At 35.7% G+C, this 18,812-nt stretch carries 20 protein-coding genes; 15 read left to right on the plus strand and 5 right to left on the minus strand.

What is annotated here, in order from left to right; translation table 11 throughout:
* The first annotated feature begins 125 nt into the window (after nt 1-125).
* From EIY84_RS10795 to gldG, 7 genes are all read left to right on the plus strand, one after another.
* Nucleotides 126-656 (plus strand): GLPGLI family protein, encoded by a 531-nt coding sequence (locus EIY84_RS10795; protein ID WP_124643063.1) that lies wholly within the window; start codon nt 126-128, stop codon nt 654-656.
* A 101-nt stretch (nt 657-757) separates the two neighbouring features.
* Nucleotides 758-3,259, plus strand: a complete 2,502-nt coding sequence (locus EIY84_RS10800; protein ID WP_124643065.1) for a peptidase associated/transthyretin-like domain-containing protein — start codon at nt 758-760, stop codon at nt 3,257-3,259.
* A gap of 231 nt (nt 3,260-3,490) precedes the next feature.
* On the plus strand, nt 3,491-4,687 hold the full coding sequence (kbl, locus tag EIY84_RS10805) for a glycine C-acetyltransferase (protein WP_124643067.1): 1,197 nt from the start codon (nt 3,491-3,493) through the stop codon (nt 4,685-4,687).
* A 77-nt stretch (nt 4,688-4,764) separates the two neighbouring features.
* On the plus strand, nt 4,765-5,211 hold the full coding sequence (locus EIY84_RS10810) for a toxin-antitoxin system YwqK family antitoxin (RefSeq protein WP_124643069.1): 447 nt from the start codon (nt 4,765-4,767) through the stop codon (nt 5,209-5,211).
* A gap of 1 nt (nt 5,212) precedes the next feature.
* Nucleotides 5,213-5,758, plus strand: a complete 546-nt coding sequence (locus EIY84_RS10815) for a CopD family protein (RefSeq protein WP_124643071.1) — start codon at nt 5,213-5,215, stop codon at nt 5,756-5,758.
* Nucleotides 5,759-5,847: 89 nt separating this feature from the next.
* Nucleotides 5,848-6,576: an ABC transporter permease gene (locus tag EIY84_RS10820; RefSeq protein WP_124643073.1), complete on the plus strand. Its 729-nt coding sequence runs from the start codon at nt 5,848-5,850 to the stop codon at nt 6,574-6,576.
* 41 nt (nt 6,577-6,617) lie between these two features.
* A complete protein-coding gene (gene gldG / locus EIY84_RS10825) occupies nt 6,618-8,276 on the plus strand; it encodes a gliding motility-associated ABC transporter substrate-binding protein GldG (protein ID WP_124643075.1) in 1,659 nt (552 codons plus the stop codon).
* An 82-nt stretch (nt 8,277-8,358) separates the two neighbouring features.
* Here the strand turns inward: gldG and frr are convergent, their stop codons facing one another.
* Nucleotides 8,359-8,913: a ribosome recycling factor gene (frr, locus tag EIY84_RS10830; protein WP_124643077.1), complete on the minus strand. Its 555-nt coding sequence runs from the start codon at nt 8,911-8,913 to the stop codon at nt 8,359-8,361.
* A gap of 16 nt (nt 8,914-8,929) precedes the next feature.
* Nucleotides 8,930-9,637 carry a UMP kinase gene (gene pyrH / locus EIY84_RS10835; protein ID WP_124643079.1) on the minus strand — a complete coding sequence of 236 codons (708 nt, stop codon included), beginning with the start codon at nt 9,635-9,637 and terminating at the stop codon, nt 8,930-8,932.
* A 170-nt stretch (nt 9,638-9,807) separates the two neighbouring features.
* Here pyrH and porQ point away from each other — a divergent pair, with 170 nt between their 5' ends.
* The 5 genes from porQ to EIY84_RS10860 all read left to right on the plus strand — a co-directional run bounded on the left by porQ (nt 9,808) and on the right by EIY84_RS10860 (nt 12,890).
* Nucleotides 9,808-10,797 (plus strand): type IX secretion system protein PorQ, encoded by a 990-nt coding sequence (gene porQ / locus EIY84_RS10840; protein WP_124643082.1) that lies wholly within the window; start codon nt 9,808-9,810, stop codon nt 10,795-10,797.
* A 52-nt stretch (nt 10,798-10,849) separates the two neighbouring features.
* Complete coding sequence (gene cmk / locus EIY84_RS10845; RefSeq protein ID WP_124643084.1) at nt 10,850-11,539, plus strand: (d)CMP kinase; 690 nt, start codon at nt 10,850-10,852, stop codon at nt 11,537-11,539.
* Nucleotides 11,540-11,630: 91 nt separating this feature from the next.
* Nucleotides 11,631-12,002: a YtxH domain-containing protein gene (locus tag EIY84_RS10850; RefSeq protein ID WP_124643086.1), complete on the plus strand. Its 372-nt coding sequence runs from the start codon at nt 11,631-11,633 to the stop codon at nt 12,000-12,002.
* A 79-nt stretch (nt 12,003-12,081) separates the two neighbouring features.
* Nucleotides 12,082-12,390 (plus strand): phage holin family protein, encoded by a 309-nt coding sequence (locus EIY84_RS10855; RefSeq protein WP_124643088.1) that lies wholly within the window; start codon nt 12,082-12,084, stop codon nt 12,388-12,390.
* Between the two features lie 2 nt (nt 12,391-12,392).
* Complete coding sequence (locus EIY84_RS10860; RefSeq protein WP_124643090.1) at nt 12,393-12,890, plus strand: phosphoribosyl-ATP pyrophosphatase; 498 nt, start codon at nt 12,393-12,395, stop codon at nt 12,888-12,890.
* A 3-nt stretch (nt 12,891-12,893) separates the two neighbouring features.
* Here EIY84_RS10860 and EIY84_RS10865 read toward each other — a convergent pair whose 3' ends face one another.
* Nucleotides 12,894-13,622, minus strand: a complete 729-nt coding sequence (locus EIY84_RS10865; RefSeq protein WP_124643092.1) for an RNA methyltransferase — start codon at nt 13,620-13,622, stop codon at nt 12,894-12,896.
* On the opposite strand from EIY84_RS10865, the gene tamL reads away from it, so the two are divergent.
* Genes tamL through EIY84_RS10880 form a run of 3 tightly spaced genes read left to right on the plus strand, consistent with a single transcriptional unit; the run spans nt 13,608 to nt 17,248 of the window.
* On the plus strand, nt 13,608-16,205 hold the full coding sequence (tamL, locus tag EIY84_RS10870; protein WP_124643094.1) for a translocation and assembly module lipoprotein TamL: 2,598 nt from the start codon (nt 13,608-13,610) through the stop codon (nt 16,203-16,205). The two genes, EIY84_RS10865 and tamL, sit on opposite strands and share 15 nt — an antisense overlap.
* A gap of 59 nt (nt 16,206-16,264) precedes the next feature.
* On the plus strand, nt 16,265-16,936 hold the full coding sequence (locus EIY84_RS10875; protein ID WP_124643096.1) for a DUF4197 family protein: 672 nt from the start codon (nt 16,265-16,267) through the stop codon (nt 16,934-16,936).
* 6 nt (nt 16,937-16,942) lie between these two features.
* Nucleotides 16,943-17,248, plus strand: coding sequence for a DUF493 domain-containing protein (locus EIY84_RS10880; RefSeq protein WP_124643098.1), 306 nt, complete (start codon nt 16,943-16,945; stop codon nt 17,246-17,248).
* Between the two features lie 86 nt (nt 17,249-17,334).
* On the opposite strand, the gene EIY84_RS10885 is transcribed toward EIY84_RS10880, so the two are convergent.
* The gene (locus EIY84_RS10885; protein ID WP_124643102.1) at nt 17,335-18,045 is read right to left on the minus strand and encodes an ATP-binding cassette domain-containing protein; all 711 of its coding nucleotides are present in this window, start codon (nt 18,043-18,045) and stop codon (nt 17,335-17,337) included.
* Between the two features lie 61 nt (nt 18,046-18,106).
* Nucleotides 18,107-18,619 (minus strand): hypothetical protein, encoded by a 513-nt coding sequence (locus EIY84_RS10890; protein WP_124643100.1) that lies wholly within the window; start codon nt 18,617-18,619, stop codon nt 18,107-18,109.
* Between the last annotated feature and the right edge of the window lie 193 nt (nt 18,620-18,812).

Here is an 18,812-nt window from a genome sequence, read left to right on the forward strand (position 1 = left end):
ATTCTTTTGCATAGAGAAATTTGTAGTTATTTTTCCTCTAATATACTGAATACCAGTCTTTTAAACAAATAATTAACGCCTTTTTTTAAAGGTGTTTATCGATTTTTTTACTTTAAACAAGTTCTTTGATCTACGAAAAAGGGGATAGTTTCTTTTATAAAAATTTAAGAGAAAAATCTTCATCATTATCTCAGGAAATAGAGTATTTCCGTATAAAAGACAAAAAAGGATATTTTAGATTGAATGATTTTATCGATGAAGAGTTTTACGCATATTATCCAATGGATAATGTTAGTTTAGAATATACGGATGAAACCCAAGTTATTGAAAACTACACCTGCAAATTAGCGTTGTACAAAATTGGTGATAATTCAACAAAAGTATGGTACACAGAAGAAATTCCAATTTCTGCAGGGCCATATAACTATTACGGAACTCCCGGTTTGATACTCAAAGTAGAATCTAAAAATCAATTGAGTTATGCTACAAGTGTATCTAAGAATTTTGATAAAAAAGAAATGAAAAAGATGGATCCTAAATTGAAAATCTATCAGGGAGAAGAATTAAAGAAAAAAAATGCCGAAGCCCGAGAAAATATGTTAAATCATAGCAAGCAAAAAGCCGATAAAATGATGGATGTCATCAGAAATAAATAATGAAATTGAACATTTTGAATTGTATAAATCTCCGAATGAAACTCCAAGTTTTATTCTTTTTTCTTTTTATTTTGCAATTATTTTATGGGCAAAATATTAGCGTGAATGTCATTAACAAAGAGAAAAATAAACTTTCCAACATCAATGTACAATTGTTGAAAAACAACAAAACATTAGATTTTAAAACCACCAATGAAATTGGAATTTGCAATTTCACCATCAAAGAGAAAGGGGAGTTTACGCTAAAATTAACCTCAATGCTTTACAAAACCACAGTTGTAAAGATCAATCCAGACGAAAAAACCAATTTTGAAATAATTTTAGAATCTCAAATCACCGAAATACAGGAAGTTAAAATTAAAACCAGACCCAAAATTGCATTTCTAAAAGAAGATACCATTTCCTATAATCTAAAGGCCATAAAAGACGGTACAGAACGAACAGTAGAAGATTTGGTGCGCAAATTACCGGGTTTGGATGTGGACGATAACGGAAAGGTAACCAGAAATGGAAATGTCGTAGGCCAGGTCTTGGTTGATGGTAATGAATTTTTTGGTAAAAATCATAAAATGGCAACCAAAAACATCAGTGCAGACATGATCGATGGGGTAGATTTTTGGCAAAATTATACCACCATCAGCGGTAGTCAATCCACAGCGTTAAACCTAAAACTAAAAAACGAATACAAAGGCAAAATCACAGGAAATACCGAAGTCTATTACGGTAACAAAAACTCCTATCTCACCCACGCCAATCTTTTTAGATTTAATAAATCAGGAAATTTGGCATTAATTGCCGATGCCAATTCCATAGCAAAAGATCCGATTGGGACTACTGATTTTTATGAAATGAACCAACACGATGATGTAGACAATACCAATGGTATTGTGCGTTTTGCCACTCCTTCATTTCTGAACAACGACGGTAAGGTTAAAGAAAAAAACAACCAATTTGGTGCGTTGCAATATTCCAAATCCGGGAAAAACTTTTCTGTATCGGCATTTTCAATTTTCAATACGACACAGTTAGAAAAATGGCTCACCATGAGCCGAATTGCTTTCCCTGAGCAACCCACTTCGTATAATTTTTTTGAAAACAGAAACGAAGATAACAAAGGTTTTTTTGGAACCACACAATTGAAAGTAAAAAAAATGTTTAGAGATAAAAGTTATTTGTATTATAGTTTCGGATACAACCCGTCAGAAGATCATTTTCAACAAAATATAGATAGAAATCTTTTTCAAAAAAACTCATTTTATGAATTGGAAAATAAAATAAAAAACAGCACAGTACATAATTTTATTTCTTGGAGTAAAAAGTACTCCATTTCAAGGTTCAATATTTCATTTACACAATTAAAAACAAAGAATACCTCCGTTTTGGACATGCAATCTTCTGAACTTTTGTTTGGAAGTCCATACAACAATTTGCACCAAATTCTGGATACGGATTCCGAAAAATATGCGTTTGATATCAACCTGAAAAACAATTTTAGTTTTGCGACCATCAACTTCAGATCCGGGTATTCTTTTAAAAAGGATGATGCCCATTTATCAGAATTTTATACCAACGAATCGGAAGTGAAATCGTTGAAAACTCATGATTTTGTTAATGAGATTTTTGTTCAAAAATATTTGGGTAGTTTCGATTTGTCGGCCTCTTTAAGTTCACATTATCTGCATTTTAACCAAACTCAAAAATCGTATTTGGATAAGACCTTTAAAGTACAGTATAAGCTTAATACAAAAGCAGCAATGAATTTTGGTTTAGAATACCTCAATCGGTATAAAATTCCGGATTTTTTAGATCTTTTGTATGATAAAAATTACAGTCGAAGTTTTTCCTACACTCAGAATCTTTCGATATTTCCAGAAACTTTTATTAACAGCGATGCTTTTAAGTTCACCTTTATTCGATTTAACCTAAACAAAGGAAGTCATATTTTTTCAGTCTTAATGTATGAAAAAGGAAATACGAATATTACTAAAGATGTAACCAATTTTGGAGCATTTTCACAAGTTTATAATGTACTGGGTACCCTGAACGATCGATGGTTTCTTTTGTATTCGGACGATAGAAGAATTGGAGAATATTTTATCTTAAAGTCCAAACTTACAGCAATGTTGGCTAGAACCAACAACTTCATCAACCAACAATACAACGAAACGAGCATGAAGAATTTGGAAATCGGTCAGAAAGCTTCAACAAAATTTAAGAATTTCCCCATACAGTTTGATTTTGGATATTCGTTGTCTAAATCTTTTTTCAACCAAAGTCTTTACAATACATCTTCATCTCTTCAAAATATCAAATTGTCATTGGGTTTGCGAGCGCATTATAAAAATGAATGGCTGGGAAATATTTTGGGTGAATACCTTATTCAAAAAACAGGACACAATTCCTTGTATAATTTTCTATTGGGTGGGCAGGTTTCGTACAGAAAAACCAATTCTTTTTTAGAGTATAATTTATTGTTTAACAATGTTTTAAATTTAAATAACTTTAGATACATCAACAGTTCGGTGAGTTTGTTGGGGACAGAAGAGTCGGCAATTACCGCGCTGCATGGATACATCACCGCAGGTATTAAAGTTTATTTTTAAAACTGTAATTTTTAAATAATTTGTATTCGTTAAAAAATGATGCAATTGTTTTGATAAAGAATTATCAAGTATTACCAACTATCACTCGCAAATGATTGGTTTTTCTTATCCAAGTATAATTTAAAAAACACATCTGCATTGCTTTTGTGTTTTTTATATTTTAGAAGGGATTTTTAAATCAAAATAACCACTTTTTTCCTTAAATTAGCCCCTTTAAAATAAGTACAAAACATGATTTCTCCAAAGTATCTACAACATCTACAAAACGAACTTCAAAACATTGAAAACGACGGACTTTTCAAAAGAGAAAGAATCATTACCTCTCAGCAAAGTGCCGAAATAGAAGCCAATGGGAAAAAATTATTGAATTTTTGCGCCAATAACTATTTGGGGCTTTCCAACCATCCTCAAGTGATGAAGGCTTCCCAAGACATGATTGCCAGTCACGGTTACGGCATGTCTTCGGTAAGATTTATTTGTGGTACACAAGATATCCATAAAGAGTTGGAACAAAAAATTGCACAATTCTTAGGCTTAGAAGATACCATACTTTATGCAGCCGCTTTTGATGCCAACGGAGGGGTTTTCGAACCTTTGTTTACCGAACAAGATGCCATTATTTCTGACGAGCTCAACCATGCATCCATCATCGATGGAGTAAGGTTGTGTAAAGCTGCAAGATACCGCTACAAAAATAACAACATGGCCGATTTGGAAGCTCAGTTGATCGAAGCTTCTAAAAAAGAACACCGTTTCAAAATCATCGTTACCGATGGCGTATTTTCCATGGACGGTATTGTTGCCAACCTAAAAGGCGTTTGCGATTTGGCAGAGAAATACGATGCTTTGGTTATGGTCGATGACTCTCATGCCACCGGATTTATCGGGAAAACCGGTCGTGGTACGCACGAAGCCAATGATGTGATGGGTAGGGTAGACATCATCACCTCTACTTTAGGAAAAGCTTTGGGTGGTGCTTTGGGCGGATTTACCTCCGGTAAAAAAGAAATTATCGATATGCTTAGACAGAGATCCAGACCGTATTTGTTCTCCAATTCTTTGGCTCCGGGTATTGTAGGTGCTGCTTTGGAAGTTTTGGATATGATTTCTCAGGATACTTCTCTAAGAGATCAGGTGATTGAAAATGCAAACTATTTCCGTACCGAAATGAAAGCCAAAGGTTTTGATATCCCGGATGGAGATGCAGCCATAGTCCCTGTCATGTTGTACGATGCACCTTTGGCTCAGAAAATGGCCGAAAAGCTGATGGATGAAGGCATCTATGTAATTGGATTCTTCTATCCTGTGGTGCCAAAAGGAAAAGCGAGAATTAGAGTTCAGCTTTCTGCTGCACACACCAAAGCTCATTTGGATAAAGCCATTGCTGCATTCGAAAAAGTGGGTAAAGAACTGAATGTTATTTCTTAAAATACAATATACGAAGTAGAATCTGTAGAATAGTACAGATTCTATTTCTATTTATAAAATCCTTTTCTTGATTACTTATGTATAAAATATCCACCTTGGTATTGTGCTTTATTATTTTTGTTTCTTGTACAACAAGACCCAACCAATACATTAAAGTCGGAAAAAATGAACAACAAAGACATGGTTTTTGGGTGGAAAATTCATCTGCAGACATTGGAGATTTGATAGAGAAAGGAAAATACAAGAAAGGAGTTCGGGTAGGTACTTGGAAATCGACACACGAAAATACACTTTATCAAAAAGAGAGATATCGAAAAAACATTACCAAAACCAAAACTTATTATCCAAATGGCAACATGAAAGAGAAAGGACAATCAAGAATGGATGTTAACGAAATTGGAAGCCATTGGTACTACTATGGAGATTGGAAATATTACAATGAAAATGGCAAGTTGTTGTATATAAAAAAATACAATCAGGGGAAAAAAATAGACAGTATTTCTTTAATAAAATCTAAAGTTTAGGATGTTGTATGTCATCATAAAAGCCATTCATATTATTTTTATGGTTTCGTATTTTGCCGGGATTTTCTATCTCGTTCGGTTGTTTGTATATTATAAAGATACGGATGATTTCGACGAAAATAAAAAACAAATCCTGAGAGAGCAGTATGTCTATATGTCGAGAAGACTGTGGAACATCATTACCGTTCCTGCCGGACTAATTATGTTGATCTGTGGTTTGGTAATGATTTTTCTGAATTCCGGGTTGATGAAATCGCCTTGGTTTCACCTAAAGTTGTTGTTTCTACTCGGTTTGGCAGCCTATCATTTTTGGTGTTGGAAAAAAGTAAATCAACTGAAGAATTTGCACAATAAAGACATTCCTATCGCCAATATCAAACTGAGACAAGCCAATGAAATTGCAACTTTTATTTTATTTTTGGTGGTTTTTACCGTAATCTTAAAACAAGAAGTGATCAGCCATTGGTGGCAATTGATTTTGGGATTTGTAGGCATTGTAACGCTTATCATGCTCACCGTGAAAATGGTAAATAAAAATAAAAAGTAAATGGATTGTTTTACAACCATTTAATACAAAAAAGCTCCGTAGGAGCGATCTAAAAAAAAAGATTTCATCTTAAAAGATTGATATAAACTATGTTAGCACTATTTAAAAAAGAACTTTGGAGTTATTTCGGTAATTGGAGTGCTTGGGTAATCATCGGAGCATTTTCTTTGATTACTACGCTTTTTCTGTTTTTCTTCGAAAACAATTACAATATTTTCGACATCGGAATGGCCTCCATGCAAAGCTATTTTTCATTAGTTCCTTGGATTTTGATGTTCATAATTCCGGCTTTGTCCATGAAGACCATTGCCGAAGAACAACAAAACGGTACACTGTATTGGCTGTTTTCGCAGCCTCTAAAAATCAAAGATATTATTTTAGGCAAATTTTTTTCCGTGTGGTTCATCGGAGTGTTGTGTCTAATTCCGTCTTTGGTCTATTTCTACACTATTTTTGTACTGGGAGTGCCGAGAGGTAATATGGATACAGGCGCAACATTGGGCAGCTATTTTGGTTTGATGCTTTTAATTGGAGCCATGACCTCCATCGGAATGCTGGCATCATCCCTTTCATCCAACCAAATTATGGCTTATTTGTTGGGGGTTTTCATGTGTTTTATTCTGTATTTTGGTATTGAACAATTGGCAAGTTATAAACTTTTGGGTGGCGCCGATTTTATCCTTCAAAACCTTGGTTTTTACCAACATTTCTTGGCTTTTTCCAGAGGTTTGGTGGACAGTAGAGATGTTTTCTATTTTATTTTGGTCATGGTTGTGGCTCTCGGATTGTCCACTTATTTTGTTCAGAAAAAGAAATAATTGTTTAACAAAAATGATTTTCAAAATATAATTTTGATAGAATGAATAAACAGAAATATATATTTATAGCACTTATTGCTCTTTTGGTTTTGGGGGTACTGGGAATTTTCAAATTCCGTCTGGATCTTACCCAAGAAAAAAGATATACCTTGTCCGAAAATACCATAAAAGTTTTAGAATCGGTAAAGAAACCCTTAACCGTCGATGTTTACTTAGAAGGCGATTTTCCTGCAAGTTTTAAACAATTGCAAGGCGAAACCAAATTTATGTTGGAAGAATTTCGTAGGGTAAATTCCAAAATCGATTTCAAATTCATCGACCCCATCAAGACCAAGATGTCCAGAGATACACTGATGGCAATGGGAATGCAACCATCGATGTTGGCCGATTTCAAAAACGGAAAAACTTCGGAAATTATTCTGTATCCCTATGCCGTTATCAAGTACAACAATCAAGGGGCCTCGATTCCGTTGGTGGTAGAGCAACAAGGACTCAGCTCTACCGATCAGTTGGTGAAGTCGGTAGAAAATTTGGAGTACAACTTGGTTTCCAACATCAAATCCTTGGTTTTGGATCAGAAGAAAAACATTGGAGTGATCATCAACCACGATGAGTTAAGACCTGATGAATTTGATGGGTTTATGAGAATGGCATCGGAGAATTATAAAATTTTCCCCATCATTCCGGAAAACAATACCGACCTGACCATCACCGATCTGCCCAATCTGAAAAGAACTCAGGCTTTGGTGATTGCCAAACCGAGAAAATCCTTTACCGATACCGAGAAAATGGTCTTGGACCAGTACATCATGAACGGTGGAAAAACCCTTTGGATGATTGATGCTGTGAATGCTGAAATGGATACCCTGACACGATCCAATAAAATTATGGCTTATCCTGTCGATAACAACATGACGGATTTTTTCTTTAATTATGGAGTGAGGATTAACCCTGCTTTGGTAAAAGATGTCCAAAAACCAGCGATGATTAGACTGGTAACCGGACAGGTCGGTGGCAACAATCAATACACTTCTTTGCCTTGGCCATATTTTCCCTTAGGAATTGCAGAAAATAACAACCCGATTACCAAAAACATCAATCCGGTAAAGTTCGAATTTCCAACTTCCATCGATACTTTAGGTAGAAAAGGCATCAAAACCAATGTACTTTACGAATCCAGTGCGAAGACTTTGCTAAAACAAGTCCCCAACTATGTGGATCTGAAAGAGATAACAACTGTGGATAGCCTTGGACAGAACGAAAAACCATCGACACCCAAAATATTTGCAGTTTCTTTGGAGGGTAAATTTTCTTCGGCTTATGCCAATAGAAGCGAGAAAAATAACATTCCCGGGTTTAAGGCTCAAAGTCCTGAAAATAAGATGATCGTAATTGCCGATGGTGATGTGGGAAGAAACAAAACCTTCAAAGGTGAGCCTCTTCCGTTGGGAATGGATATTTTGACCAATCAACAATTCGGTAACGAGCAGTTTTTAAGAAATGCTTTGGACTATCTTTTGGACGATAGCAACCTGATGCAGTTGAGAAATAGAAATATTGAAGCCCGACTTTTGGACAGACAGGCTATCGATGAAAACAGAAACAATTGGCAATGGTTCAATTTGCTTCTGCCACTAGGCATTTTGGCTGTTTTAGGTACTGTTTTCTTTTGGGTAAGAAAAAGAAAGTTCTCTGCCTAGACGACTTCAATAAATACATAAAAAAAACTACTGTAAAATCGCGTTACAGTAGTTTTTTTTTTTTTATGAGGTGATGCTGGTATTAAACTTTCAAGATGTCGGCTTCTTTAACCTTCAAATGCTCATCGCACATTTTAACATATTTGTCGGTCAATTGTTGGATTTCCTCTTCCGTATTTTTAATGAGATCTTCAGAAACTCCGTCCAATTTTTTCAGTTCTTTCATACCGTCTTGTCTAGCGTTTCTAACAGTGACTTTAGTTTGTTCGCTTTCACCTTTGGCTTGTTTTGCAAGATCTCTTCTTCTTTCTTCAGTCAAAGGAGGTACATTCAGGATGATGGTGTCTCCGTTGTTAGAAGGTGCAAATCCTAAGTTGGAATTGACGATGGCTTTTTCAATTGCATTGATGGCCGTTCTGTCCCAAGGTTGTATGGAAATGGTCATGGCATCCGGTACAGAAACATTCGCCACTTGGTTCAGTGGAGTTGGAGCACCGTAATATTCCACCATAACATCTTGCACCATAGAGGTAGATGCTCTTCCTGCTCTAATTTTTTGAAAAGCATGATCCAAATGCTTGATGGCAGCATCCATTTCTTGCTTTACCATGTTGGTAATTAATGATAATTCTTCCATAGTATATTTTTCTTTTTTATATATTAACCAAAGTACCGATGTTTTCTCCTTCGATGATTCTTTCCAAGTTTCCAGGCTTGTTCATGTCGAATACCAGGATAGGAAGTTTATTCTCTTGGCTAAGTGTAAAGGCCGTCATGTCCATTACTTTTAGATCTTTGTCGTAAACTTCATCAAAAGTTAGGGTGTTGAATTTTACTGCATTTTCATTTTTTTCCGGATCGCAATCGTAGATTCCGTCCACACGAGTTCCTTTCAGGATAACATCGGCATCTATTTCTATTGCTCTAAGTACAGCAGCAGTGTCAGTTGTAAAATAAGGGTTTCCGGTTCCGGCACCAAAGATAACAACTCTTCCTTTTTCCAGATGTCTTACAGCTCTTCTTTTGATGAAGGGTTCAGCAATTTTATCCATTTCGATTGCACTTTGCAATCGGGTTTTAATTCCCGCATCTTCCAAAGCACCTTGCAATGCCATAGCATTGATAACGGTTGCCAACATTCCCATATAATCTCCTTGCACTCTGTCCATGCCTTTAGCAGCACCAGCAACACCACGGAAGATGTTTCCTCCTCCGATAACGATTGCTATTTCGCAACCTTTATCTACGGCAACTTTAATCTCATCGGCATATTCTTTCAGTCTATCGTTGTCAATACCGTATTGTCTGTTACCCATTAGGGCTTCACCGCTTAATTTCAGAAGAATTCTTTTGTATTTCATATAAAATGTTGAGTTGTTATTCAGTTCTTAAAAGCTGATTTTTCTTTTTTTGCAAAGATAAACATTAGTCCATAATAATAAAGGTAGAAAAGCAATTAACTAAAATTATTTTATTAAAAATTTTGCTACCATCGAAAAAGAATTATTTTTGCATAGATATACACCATTCATTGAAAAAGATTATCCTATTACCACTCTTGCTTTCATCTGTTGCGGTACTCGCACAGACGGGTACTACGGTATATAATTTCCTAAACACACCCGTATCCGCAAGGCAGGCTGCTTTGGGTGGAAATGCCATTTCAATCGCCGATTATGATCCTGCTTTTGCAGCCGTTAATCCGTCGTTGATGAATAAAGAAATGGATTCTAAAATTTCTTTGAATGCTGCATTGTATCTTGCAGATTCTAAATACGGAACGGTATCCTATGTTCGTGATATGGAAAACGGACACCTGCTGAATATCCATGCTCGATACATGGATTATGGAAATCTGATAAGAACCGATGAAAGTGGTTTTGAATTGGGGACTTTCTCAGCCTCGGATGTTGCCATTGGTGCCGGTTATGCCTATCAGTTTGAAGACGAATGGACCGTTGGTGGAAATCTTAATTTCATCACATCCAAGATCGATACATTTACTTCTATGGCGGTTTCCGGAAATGCTGGTGTAACTTATCATTTAGACAAAAGAGGCGAAAGTGCTTCTTTGGTTTTTAGAAATTTTGGATATCAGTTTAAGCCCTACAACGGCGAAAGAGAAGTGCTGCCCCTTTCTGTTGATTTGGGTTATACCCGGAGGATGACAAAGTTTCCTTTGGCTTTTACCATCACAGCACACGATTTACAAAAATTCAACATATCTTCACAATACACCATAAACGGTCAAGAAGTCGGTTTTTTTAGAAAAATTCTCGATCATTTTTCAATAGGTGCCGAGTTGTTTCCGGAGCGTAATTTTAATTTGAGATTGGGATACAATGTGAAAAGAGGCAATGAACTTGCCGTATTGGATCAAAGAAGTTTCTCGGGAATTTCTGCGGGTATTGGTCTTAAATTTGGTGCCTTCCGTTTTGATTATACCCATGCCCGATATCATAACGCCTCCAATCTTAATCAGATAGGCATTCTCTACGATCTAACGGGAAATAAATATTAATTTTTAAGATTTTTGGAGCTTCAAATTCCAAAAAAATAAGGAACTTTGCAGAATGAAAAAACCTGTAATTGCCATAGACGGTTATTCTTCGACCGGAAAAAGTTCAATATCCAAAGTGATTGCCAAAAAATTGGGATTGATACATTTGGATACAGGAGCATTGTATCGAGGTATTGCCTATTATGCATCTGAAAATTGTAGAACTTCCGATGGAGAGATTCATTGGCAAAAATTGTTCGATGGTTTTGATGATATCCGTTTAGAATTCAAAGAAGTGGATAATGAATTGTTGCTCTATCTCAACGGTCAGGACATTTCTACAGAAATACGAACGGCGTCGGTATCGGATTTGGTAAGTCATGTTGCCAAACAAGCAGAGGTAAGATCGTTTTTATTGGAAGCCCAAAGAGCTATAGCAAAAAAAGGAGGTGTCATTATGGACGGTCGAGATATTGGGACCGTGGTCCTCCCGGATGCCGATATCAAATTTTTTCTAACTGCCAGTATTGAAGAAAGAACAAAAAGAAGATTTCATGAATTGCAAACTCTAGGCATTGAGGCGGATGAAGAAGAAGTGAAGCAAAATTTAATCACTCGGGATAAAATTGATAGCGAAAGAGAAATCGCACCTTTAAAACAAGCTGACGATGCCATCTTGATCGATAATAGTGAAATGGATAAAAAACAAACCATAGAATTGATGCTCTCCATCATCAAACAAAAATTCGATTCAAAGGTTTAAAAAAATACTATTATTTTTTGGAAAATGGTATGTTTGTTGTAACTTTATAAAAAGTTTTTTAACATCATTTATTAATCATAAAAATTACACAATGGCAAAGAAGGGAAATAATTTAGCAGGGGTTTTAGCAGGTTTATTAGCAGGTGCTGCTGCTGGAGTTATCTTAGGAATGCTCTATGCACCGGAAGAAGGTAAAGAAACAAGAAAAAAACTTAAAAAGAAAGCCGGAGAATTGAAAGATCAAGCAGTTGATCAGTACGGAAAAGTATCTGAAATTGCTAAAGATCGTTATGCGGATGTTTCTGAAAAAGTGAAAGATCAGTACGGACATATTTCAACAACATTTAAAGAAACTGCACATACTGTAAAAGAAAGCTACGACAAATATAAAGACAAAGCTGTAGAATCGGCTACAAGTTTGGCCAAAGATGTGGAAAAAAAATTAGAAGGAATGAAATCATAATTCATTCATAAAATCGTTAAAATATAAAAGGAACTTTGTGGTTTAAAGTTCCTTTTTTAGTAATATATAAATTACCATTATGCTGGATGTTTTAAAAGATTATGCTCACAAAAAAGCAGAATTATTAAAGTTAGAAGCGACTGAGAAAACGGCTTTAACTGCCGGTGCAACAACATATTTTGTTTTAGCAGCAGTTGTTCTTCTGTTTTTTTTCATCTTGTTTAATATCGGATTGGGCTTCTTATTGGCTACTTTTGTAGAAAGTTATGCCATTGGGTTTCTTATTGTGGCCGCAATCTATCTTGTATTGTTTTTTATAGTTTTGATGATGAAAAACACCATTAAAAATTCAATTGCCAACAAAATCATTCAATTCATCAACGAGTAATCATGGGAGCGAAATACAACAGTCTAGAAGAAATAAAAAAGAGAAAAGAAGCTCTGAGATCTGAAGTACAAGAAATGGAAGAACTCATCTCGTTTGAAAACGCTAAAGAAAGTCTAAGCGCCTTCACGGATGGGTATTCGGACAAGTTTTTGAAAGAATCCACAGACGAGGAAGGTCATGTTGGAATTTCTTTGAAAACCGATGCCATCATAAAAGAAGTTGCCAATGAGGTTAAAGACCGAATGATCAGCAAGAATGCATTGCTAAGTATTGCAGGAAATGCGTCTAAAAACGGCTTGGTTGAAGAAGGCGTGAAGTTGGCCATAACGGCAATGATCGGAAATTATGCTCAAAAAAATCTGAAAAATTCTAACTGGAAGAAAAAAGCCATTGGATTGGCCTTGGTCTATGTAGCACCCATTGCCATTCGTTATGCCATAAAAAAACTAGAAGAATACCAAAAAAATAAGAGCATCAGTAGTCTAGAGCAACTGATATAATACTTATTTTCTAGAAAAAATTTCCCCCAGAATAATTCCTGTTGCCATAGAAACATTCAAACTCTCAGTAGATTGTTTCTTACCAAATCTAGGGATGGTAATTTTTTTAGTCAACAGCCTTTCTGTGCTTTCCCTAATTCCGTTGCCTTCATTACCCATGATGATGTTGATGCATTCCGGGAAATCGAAATTATAAATGATTTCACCGTCCATGTCGGTACCCAAATTTATATTTTTAGTTTCCCCCAAAAACTTTTCCAAAGGCAAATAACAAATATTGGTTCTTGTGAAAGAGCCCATGGTGGCTTGTATCACTTTGGGGTTGTAATAATCTACCGTATCTTCGCTGCACACCACCTGTTCTATCCCGAACCAATCGGCCAATCGGATGATGGTGCCCAGATTTCCAGGGTCTTGCAACCCGTCCAAAACTAAATTGACCGTACAATTTTCATTGAAATTTTGATCTTTCAGTTCACAAATCGCAACGGAATCTTTGGGATTTTGTAAAAAACTAATTTTTCTCAGTTCTTTTTCATCAATTTTATAAGTTGGAACCTGTAGAAAATCCAATTCTTCTGGGTTGATAGAAAAAATTTCTTTAATTTTATAATCGGATAGATAAAGTTCTCTAATATTTTTATTGCCTTCAACGACAAACAAATTGTATTTTTGCCTGAACTTCTTTTTGTCTAAAGACTGTATAATTTTAACTGTATGAGCGGTAAGCATTTCAAAAAATATTTTCAAAAATATTATATATTTGGTTCTTTTGCAAGTATTCTCTTGTTTCTTTATGCCTGCAACGCAACTAAAAAAGTTCCGGAAGGTCAATATTTACTTACCTCCAACCAATTGGATTTTAAAGACGGATCGCTTTTTAGCTCCGAGTTGGAAGGTGCAATTTCTCAAAAAAACAATAAAAAAGCACTGATGCTTTTTCCTCTTCAGCTTTGGATGTACAACATGACCAATCCAAAGTACGATACCATCCTGAGCCAGTACATGTCTTTTCCAAAACAAATGAGAAATCAGAACCTTAGAGATTCGTTGTTTGTTAAAAATGGTCACCCAGAATATGTTGGTAAGTCCTTGTTTTGGAATCGTTTCTTTTATTCTGGTCAACCTCCTGTGATCTTGGATCAGGATAAAACCGAAAAAACGGTTGAAGTTCTTCAAAAAAGATTGAGAAACCATGGATATTGGGATGCAAAAGTTAATTATACAATAGACAGAGATTCTGCAAATAAAAAAGCGAAAGTCCGATACGAAATCGAACACAAAGATCCTACTTACATCAACGATTACTATTACAGCATTGCCGATGAAAATATTAAAAATGTATATCAGAGGGATTATGATAAAAGTAAAGTAAAGAAAGGGGACATCTTGGATCATGCCAATTTGGAAAAAGAAGCTAAAAGAATAACCGAATTGATGAAGGATGAAGGCTTCTATAAATTCAACCACAGCAATGAAGAAATCTATTTTGTTACCGATTCCATCAAGAGCAGAAAGCAAGTGCCGTTAACACTTTTCATAAAAAAAGATTCTGTAAATACACCCTATAAAATTGCAAAAATTGGCAAAATTGATGTTGCAGTTGTAGAAAAAGCCAAAGATTTTCCAAATCAAACCAAAAAAGACAGCCTTCTGGGAATTAATTTTCATCAGGTCGATCATTTGTATAAAAACAGAGCATTGTGGAGGTCAATTACTTTGAAATCGGGGGATCGTTACGATCAGGAAATGCTGGATCTTACAAAAAGAAACCTGCTCAATATGAATAATTTTAGCATCATAAAAGCGAAAGATTCATTGAGAAACGATGGTTTGGGAGCTCCTGGAAATGACGGAATTATTGATGTGTTCTATATGTTGAAACCCTTACCGAAATTTGAAAGAAAATACGGTTTGGATGCCAACTATTCACAAATGCTTAGCTTTGCAGTCAGTCCATCTGTAGATCTTACCACACGAAATGTTTTTGGCGGAATGGAAAATCTAAGCACCAGTGTTACCGGAGTTTTTGGTCGTATTGTAGATCCGGCAAATACAAGCTCAAGAATTTTAGCCTATGAAATTTCGGCACAAGCCAATTTGAATTTTCCTAGATTGTTGTTGCCTTTTAAGTATTACAAATTAATTCCGAAGCGATATTCGCCAACTTCAGCCATTAATTTGGGAGCATCGGTACAGAAAAATATTGGTATGGACAGGATTAACTTTAATGCGGGATTACAATATTTTGCCAATGTTAACGATCGGGTGGTGCACAAGCTTACCCTTTTCAATACCCTCCTGAGTTTAACCCAAAACAAAACCAAGTACTACGATTATTATGTCAATGAAAATCAGATCAGGCTTCAGGTTTTTGATGAATATTTTCAGTACGATCCTTTCATAAAGACTTTGTACGAAAACGGTTCGCTGACCATGGACGAAGTTTCTGCAGCTATTTTTGAAGATCAAGCGTATCAGAATACTTTAACGACCGAAGGACAAATCAACCAAATGAACTCCTTTAGACAATCCCTTATCAACAAAGATCGATTGACACAAGATGTGCTTATTTCGTCCATTTTATACGATTTTACCTATAACGAAATTGGAAAAAAAGAATACGACAATCCTTTTTATCTGAATGCAAAAGTCGAATTGGCAGGAAATTTATTAGCCGCCATAAAACCTGCTGGTAGAGAGCATGGCGTGACAACTGACGAGCAAAGGACTATTTTTAATGTTCCATTCTCTCAATTTGTGAAATTTGATTTTGATGTTCGTAAATATTTTTCGTTCAACGAAGGGAAAAATACCTTGGCACTACGACAATTTATTGGGGTGGGAATCCCGTACGGAAACTCTACGGCGATGCCTTTTGTAAGGTCTTATTTTAACGGAGGCTCCAACGATATTCGTGCTTGGCTGCCGTTTGGCGGTTTGGGTCCTGCCGATTCTCAACTGAATGAAGCGGTTAGAGCGTACATCATGGACAATGTAAAACTAACGACCAATATCGAATATCGAATTCCGTTCAATTCCATGTACGAGGGTGCCATATTTACCGATATGGGAAATATTTGGAGCTTGAAAGATAACGGCTTTGGAGACGAATTTAAGTTTAATAAATTTTACAAACAAATGGGTATCGGTTCTGGCGTAGGTCTAAGAGTTAATTTTGCTTATGTTACTTTCAGATTGGATTTGGCGTATAAAATCCACGACCCCAACCAACCTGTCGGCGAAAGGTGGAGATTCAGTAAGATACAACCTCTGAAGCCAACTTGGAACATTGCGTTTTTCTACCCGTTCTAGTATGGTTTTGGTACGATTTGTGCAAAAAGACATAGAATTTTAATGAGTTAAAAATAATTATGAGAAATAAAACAGTTATTATGGCAACCGTTGCGGTTGCAGTTGCCGGAGCTTCGGTACAATCTTGTGCAACTATCGCCACATCTTCCTTGGGTATTGCCATCATCAAACAGGTATTGCTGGGCGGTATTTCCAAAGGAATGGCAACTTTCAAAGACAAAGATGCTTTTTTAAAAAATGGACTCATAGACAAAGCCATGCCTTCGTCTTTGGTGAAAATAAATTCAATGTTGGAGAAAGTAGCCCCCAATCTTGTAGCTAAAGAAAAAGAGTACATTGCACAAGCCGCATCGTACACGGCAAATGTCTCAGAACCCATTCTCAAAAATGCTGTGAACTCCCTAAATGCTCAAGATATGGAAAGAATGGTAAACGGGACTACAGCTACACAGATTCTGAAAGAGAAATCGTCTCAGCAATTGGTAGCAGCTATTATGCCAAAAGTGGATGAAAAATTAAACGAATTTGGTATTGTAAAAACCATTAACACCGCTCTTGCAGGAAACAATTTGCTCGGGTCGCTTTTGGGAAACAACAGCCAAACCAATTTGAAACAAGGGGGACTGTCACAAATGGCTACCGAACAATTGGTGAACGGACTTTTCAGCATCATCGAAAAGCATGAAAATGACAATAAGGACAGCATCTTGGGTGCTTTTAATAAAAAATAAAAAATAATGAATGTTTTAGAAAATAATAAATACGACAATCCTGAAGATTTTTACCAATCTTTAAAAGAAAAATTGGAAGCCAATTATGAATTTCCACAAGATTATTTGTTCAAATTTATTTTGGAAAATAATCCGGAAAAATTAGCTGAAATTTTTAAAGTGTTTGACGATATTCATCACAGTCTTAGCAATAGAGAAAGCAAGAATGGTAAATATACTTCAGCCAACATCAATGCTTTTATGATGAATGCCGATCATGTAATTTCTATCTACAAAGAAGTGGGGAAGATAGAAGGTGTCATGATGCTTTAACAGTGATTGTTGCTACAAAAAAAAGAGTTTGAAATTAAGTTCAAACTCTTTTTTTTTGAAGATTATTTGTATCAATATTTTCAGAATTATACAGATGCCGTTTCTTGGGTATAATGAGAGAAAGCATCTTCTAAACTGTCAAATTTCCCTTTGAATTCTTCAATCGGACAATCTTGCAAAATTGTTCCTTTGTGGATCAGGATCACCCTAGAACAGAGCGCCTCTACCTCTTGCATGATGTGTGTGGAAAGGATCACCGTTTTCTTTTGTCCAATTTCTTTAATCACATTTCGGATTTCTAAGATTTGATTGGGATCCAAGCCGTTGGTAGGTTCGTCCAAGATCAATAAGTCCGGTTCGTGCAGGATGGCTTGTGCCAGTCCAACCCTTTGTTTGTATCCTTTAGAAAGCTGGGATATTTTCTTGGATTTTTCAGGGGTTATGCCTACCAATTCTATCACCTCATCCACTCGGCTAGAAGGGATATTGTGGATGTTGGCAACAAAAAGAAGGTATTCTCGGATGTACATTTCCAAATACAGAGGATTGTTTTCCGGCAAAAAACCTATTTTCTTTTTCGCATCAATCTCATTTTGGTCAATGGCTTTTCCGTTGAAAATAATCTGTCCATTGTCTAATTTTAAGGTACCGGTGATGGATTTCATCAAAGTCGATTTTCCTGCACCATTCGGACCCAAAAGCCCGATGATTTCATTTTCATTAATTTCGATATTGATGTTGTTTAGAGCTTTTTGTTCTCCAAAATATTTATTTAGATTGATGATTTGTAAAGACATGGTGGTCGGATTTTTGCAAAAATATAAAAAACTCATCAAAATGATGAGTTTTATAGGGTGATCAATTTCTTTTTTTCTTTGTTTTCTTGGTGTTGCTGGCGGGGATTTCGCTTTTTCCTAATGCCAAGGAAGAACCCGGTGCTTTTCCAAAAATCTTTTCTACTTGTTTTCGATTTAGGAATTGCGATTTCCCGGTAAACTTTTTGTTTTTATTGATGAACTGTACAAATTGTACCGTAGGTTGTCCAAAATTTTTCTCGAAATGCAACTCCAAAATATCTTCTGGCAATTCCAAAGTGATGTCTGATTTGGGCAAGGTATTCAATCCATCAATGATCAGTTTGTAAAAAGTGTCCATATCGTTGTTGAGATCCGCAAAGGTAAACGAACGAATGGTATTCAGATTCCCGGCATTTACATCTTGGTAGTTGAAAACATATTTGTTGCCTCTTTTGAATAATCCTACAGAATTGTCTTTTCCCACCTCAATCAGCTCATCGGTAGCAATGATCTTAATTTGTGAAAAAGCGAATGTAGAAATTAAAAAACTAAAGAGTATAGTTATTTTTTTCATAAAAGTTTCAATTTTTAATCGTTTAGTACTATTTGATTGTGTTTTTGTAAAATATCAATTTTCATTCATCGAACTTGTTTAATGTTTCCTAATCAAAATACAACAGAATGCGAGCAGATGAAAATCCCTCCAATGTTTTTCTTTAGTTTCATATCGTATTAATAGCGCTTTAAAGCTATCTATCCAAGCGTTC

Source organism: Amniculibacterium aquaticum (assembly GCF_003852705.1).
Classification (GTDB): domain Bacteria; phylum Bacteroidota; class Bacteroidia; order Flavobacteriales; family Weeksellaceae; genus Amniculibacterium; species Amniculibacterium aquaticum.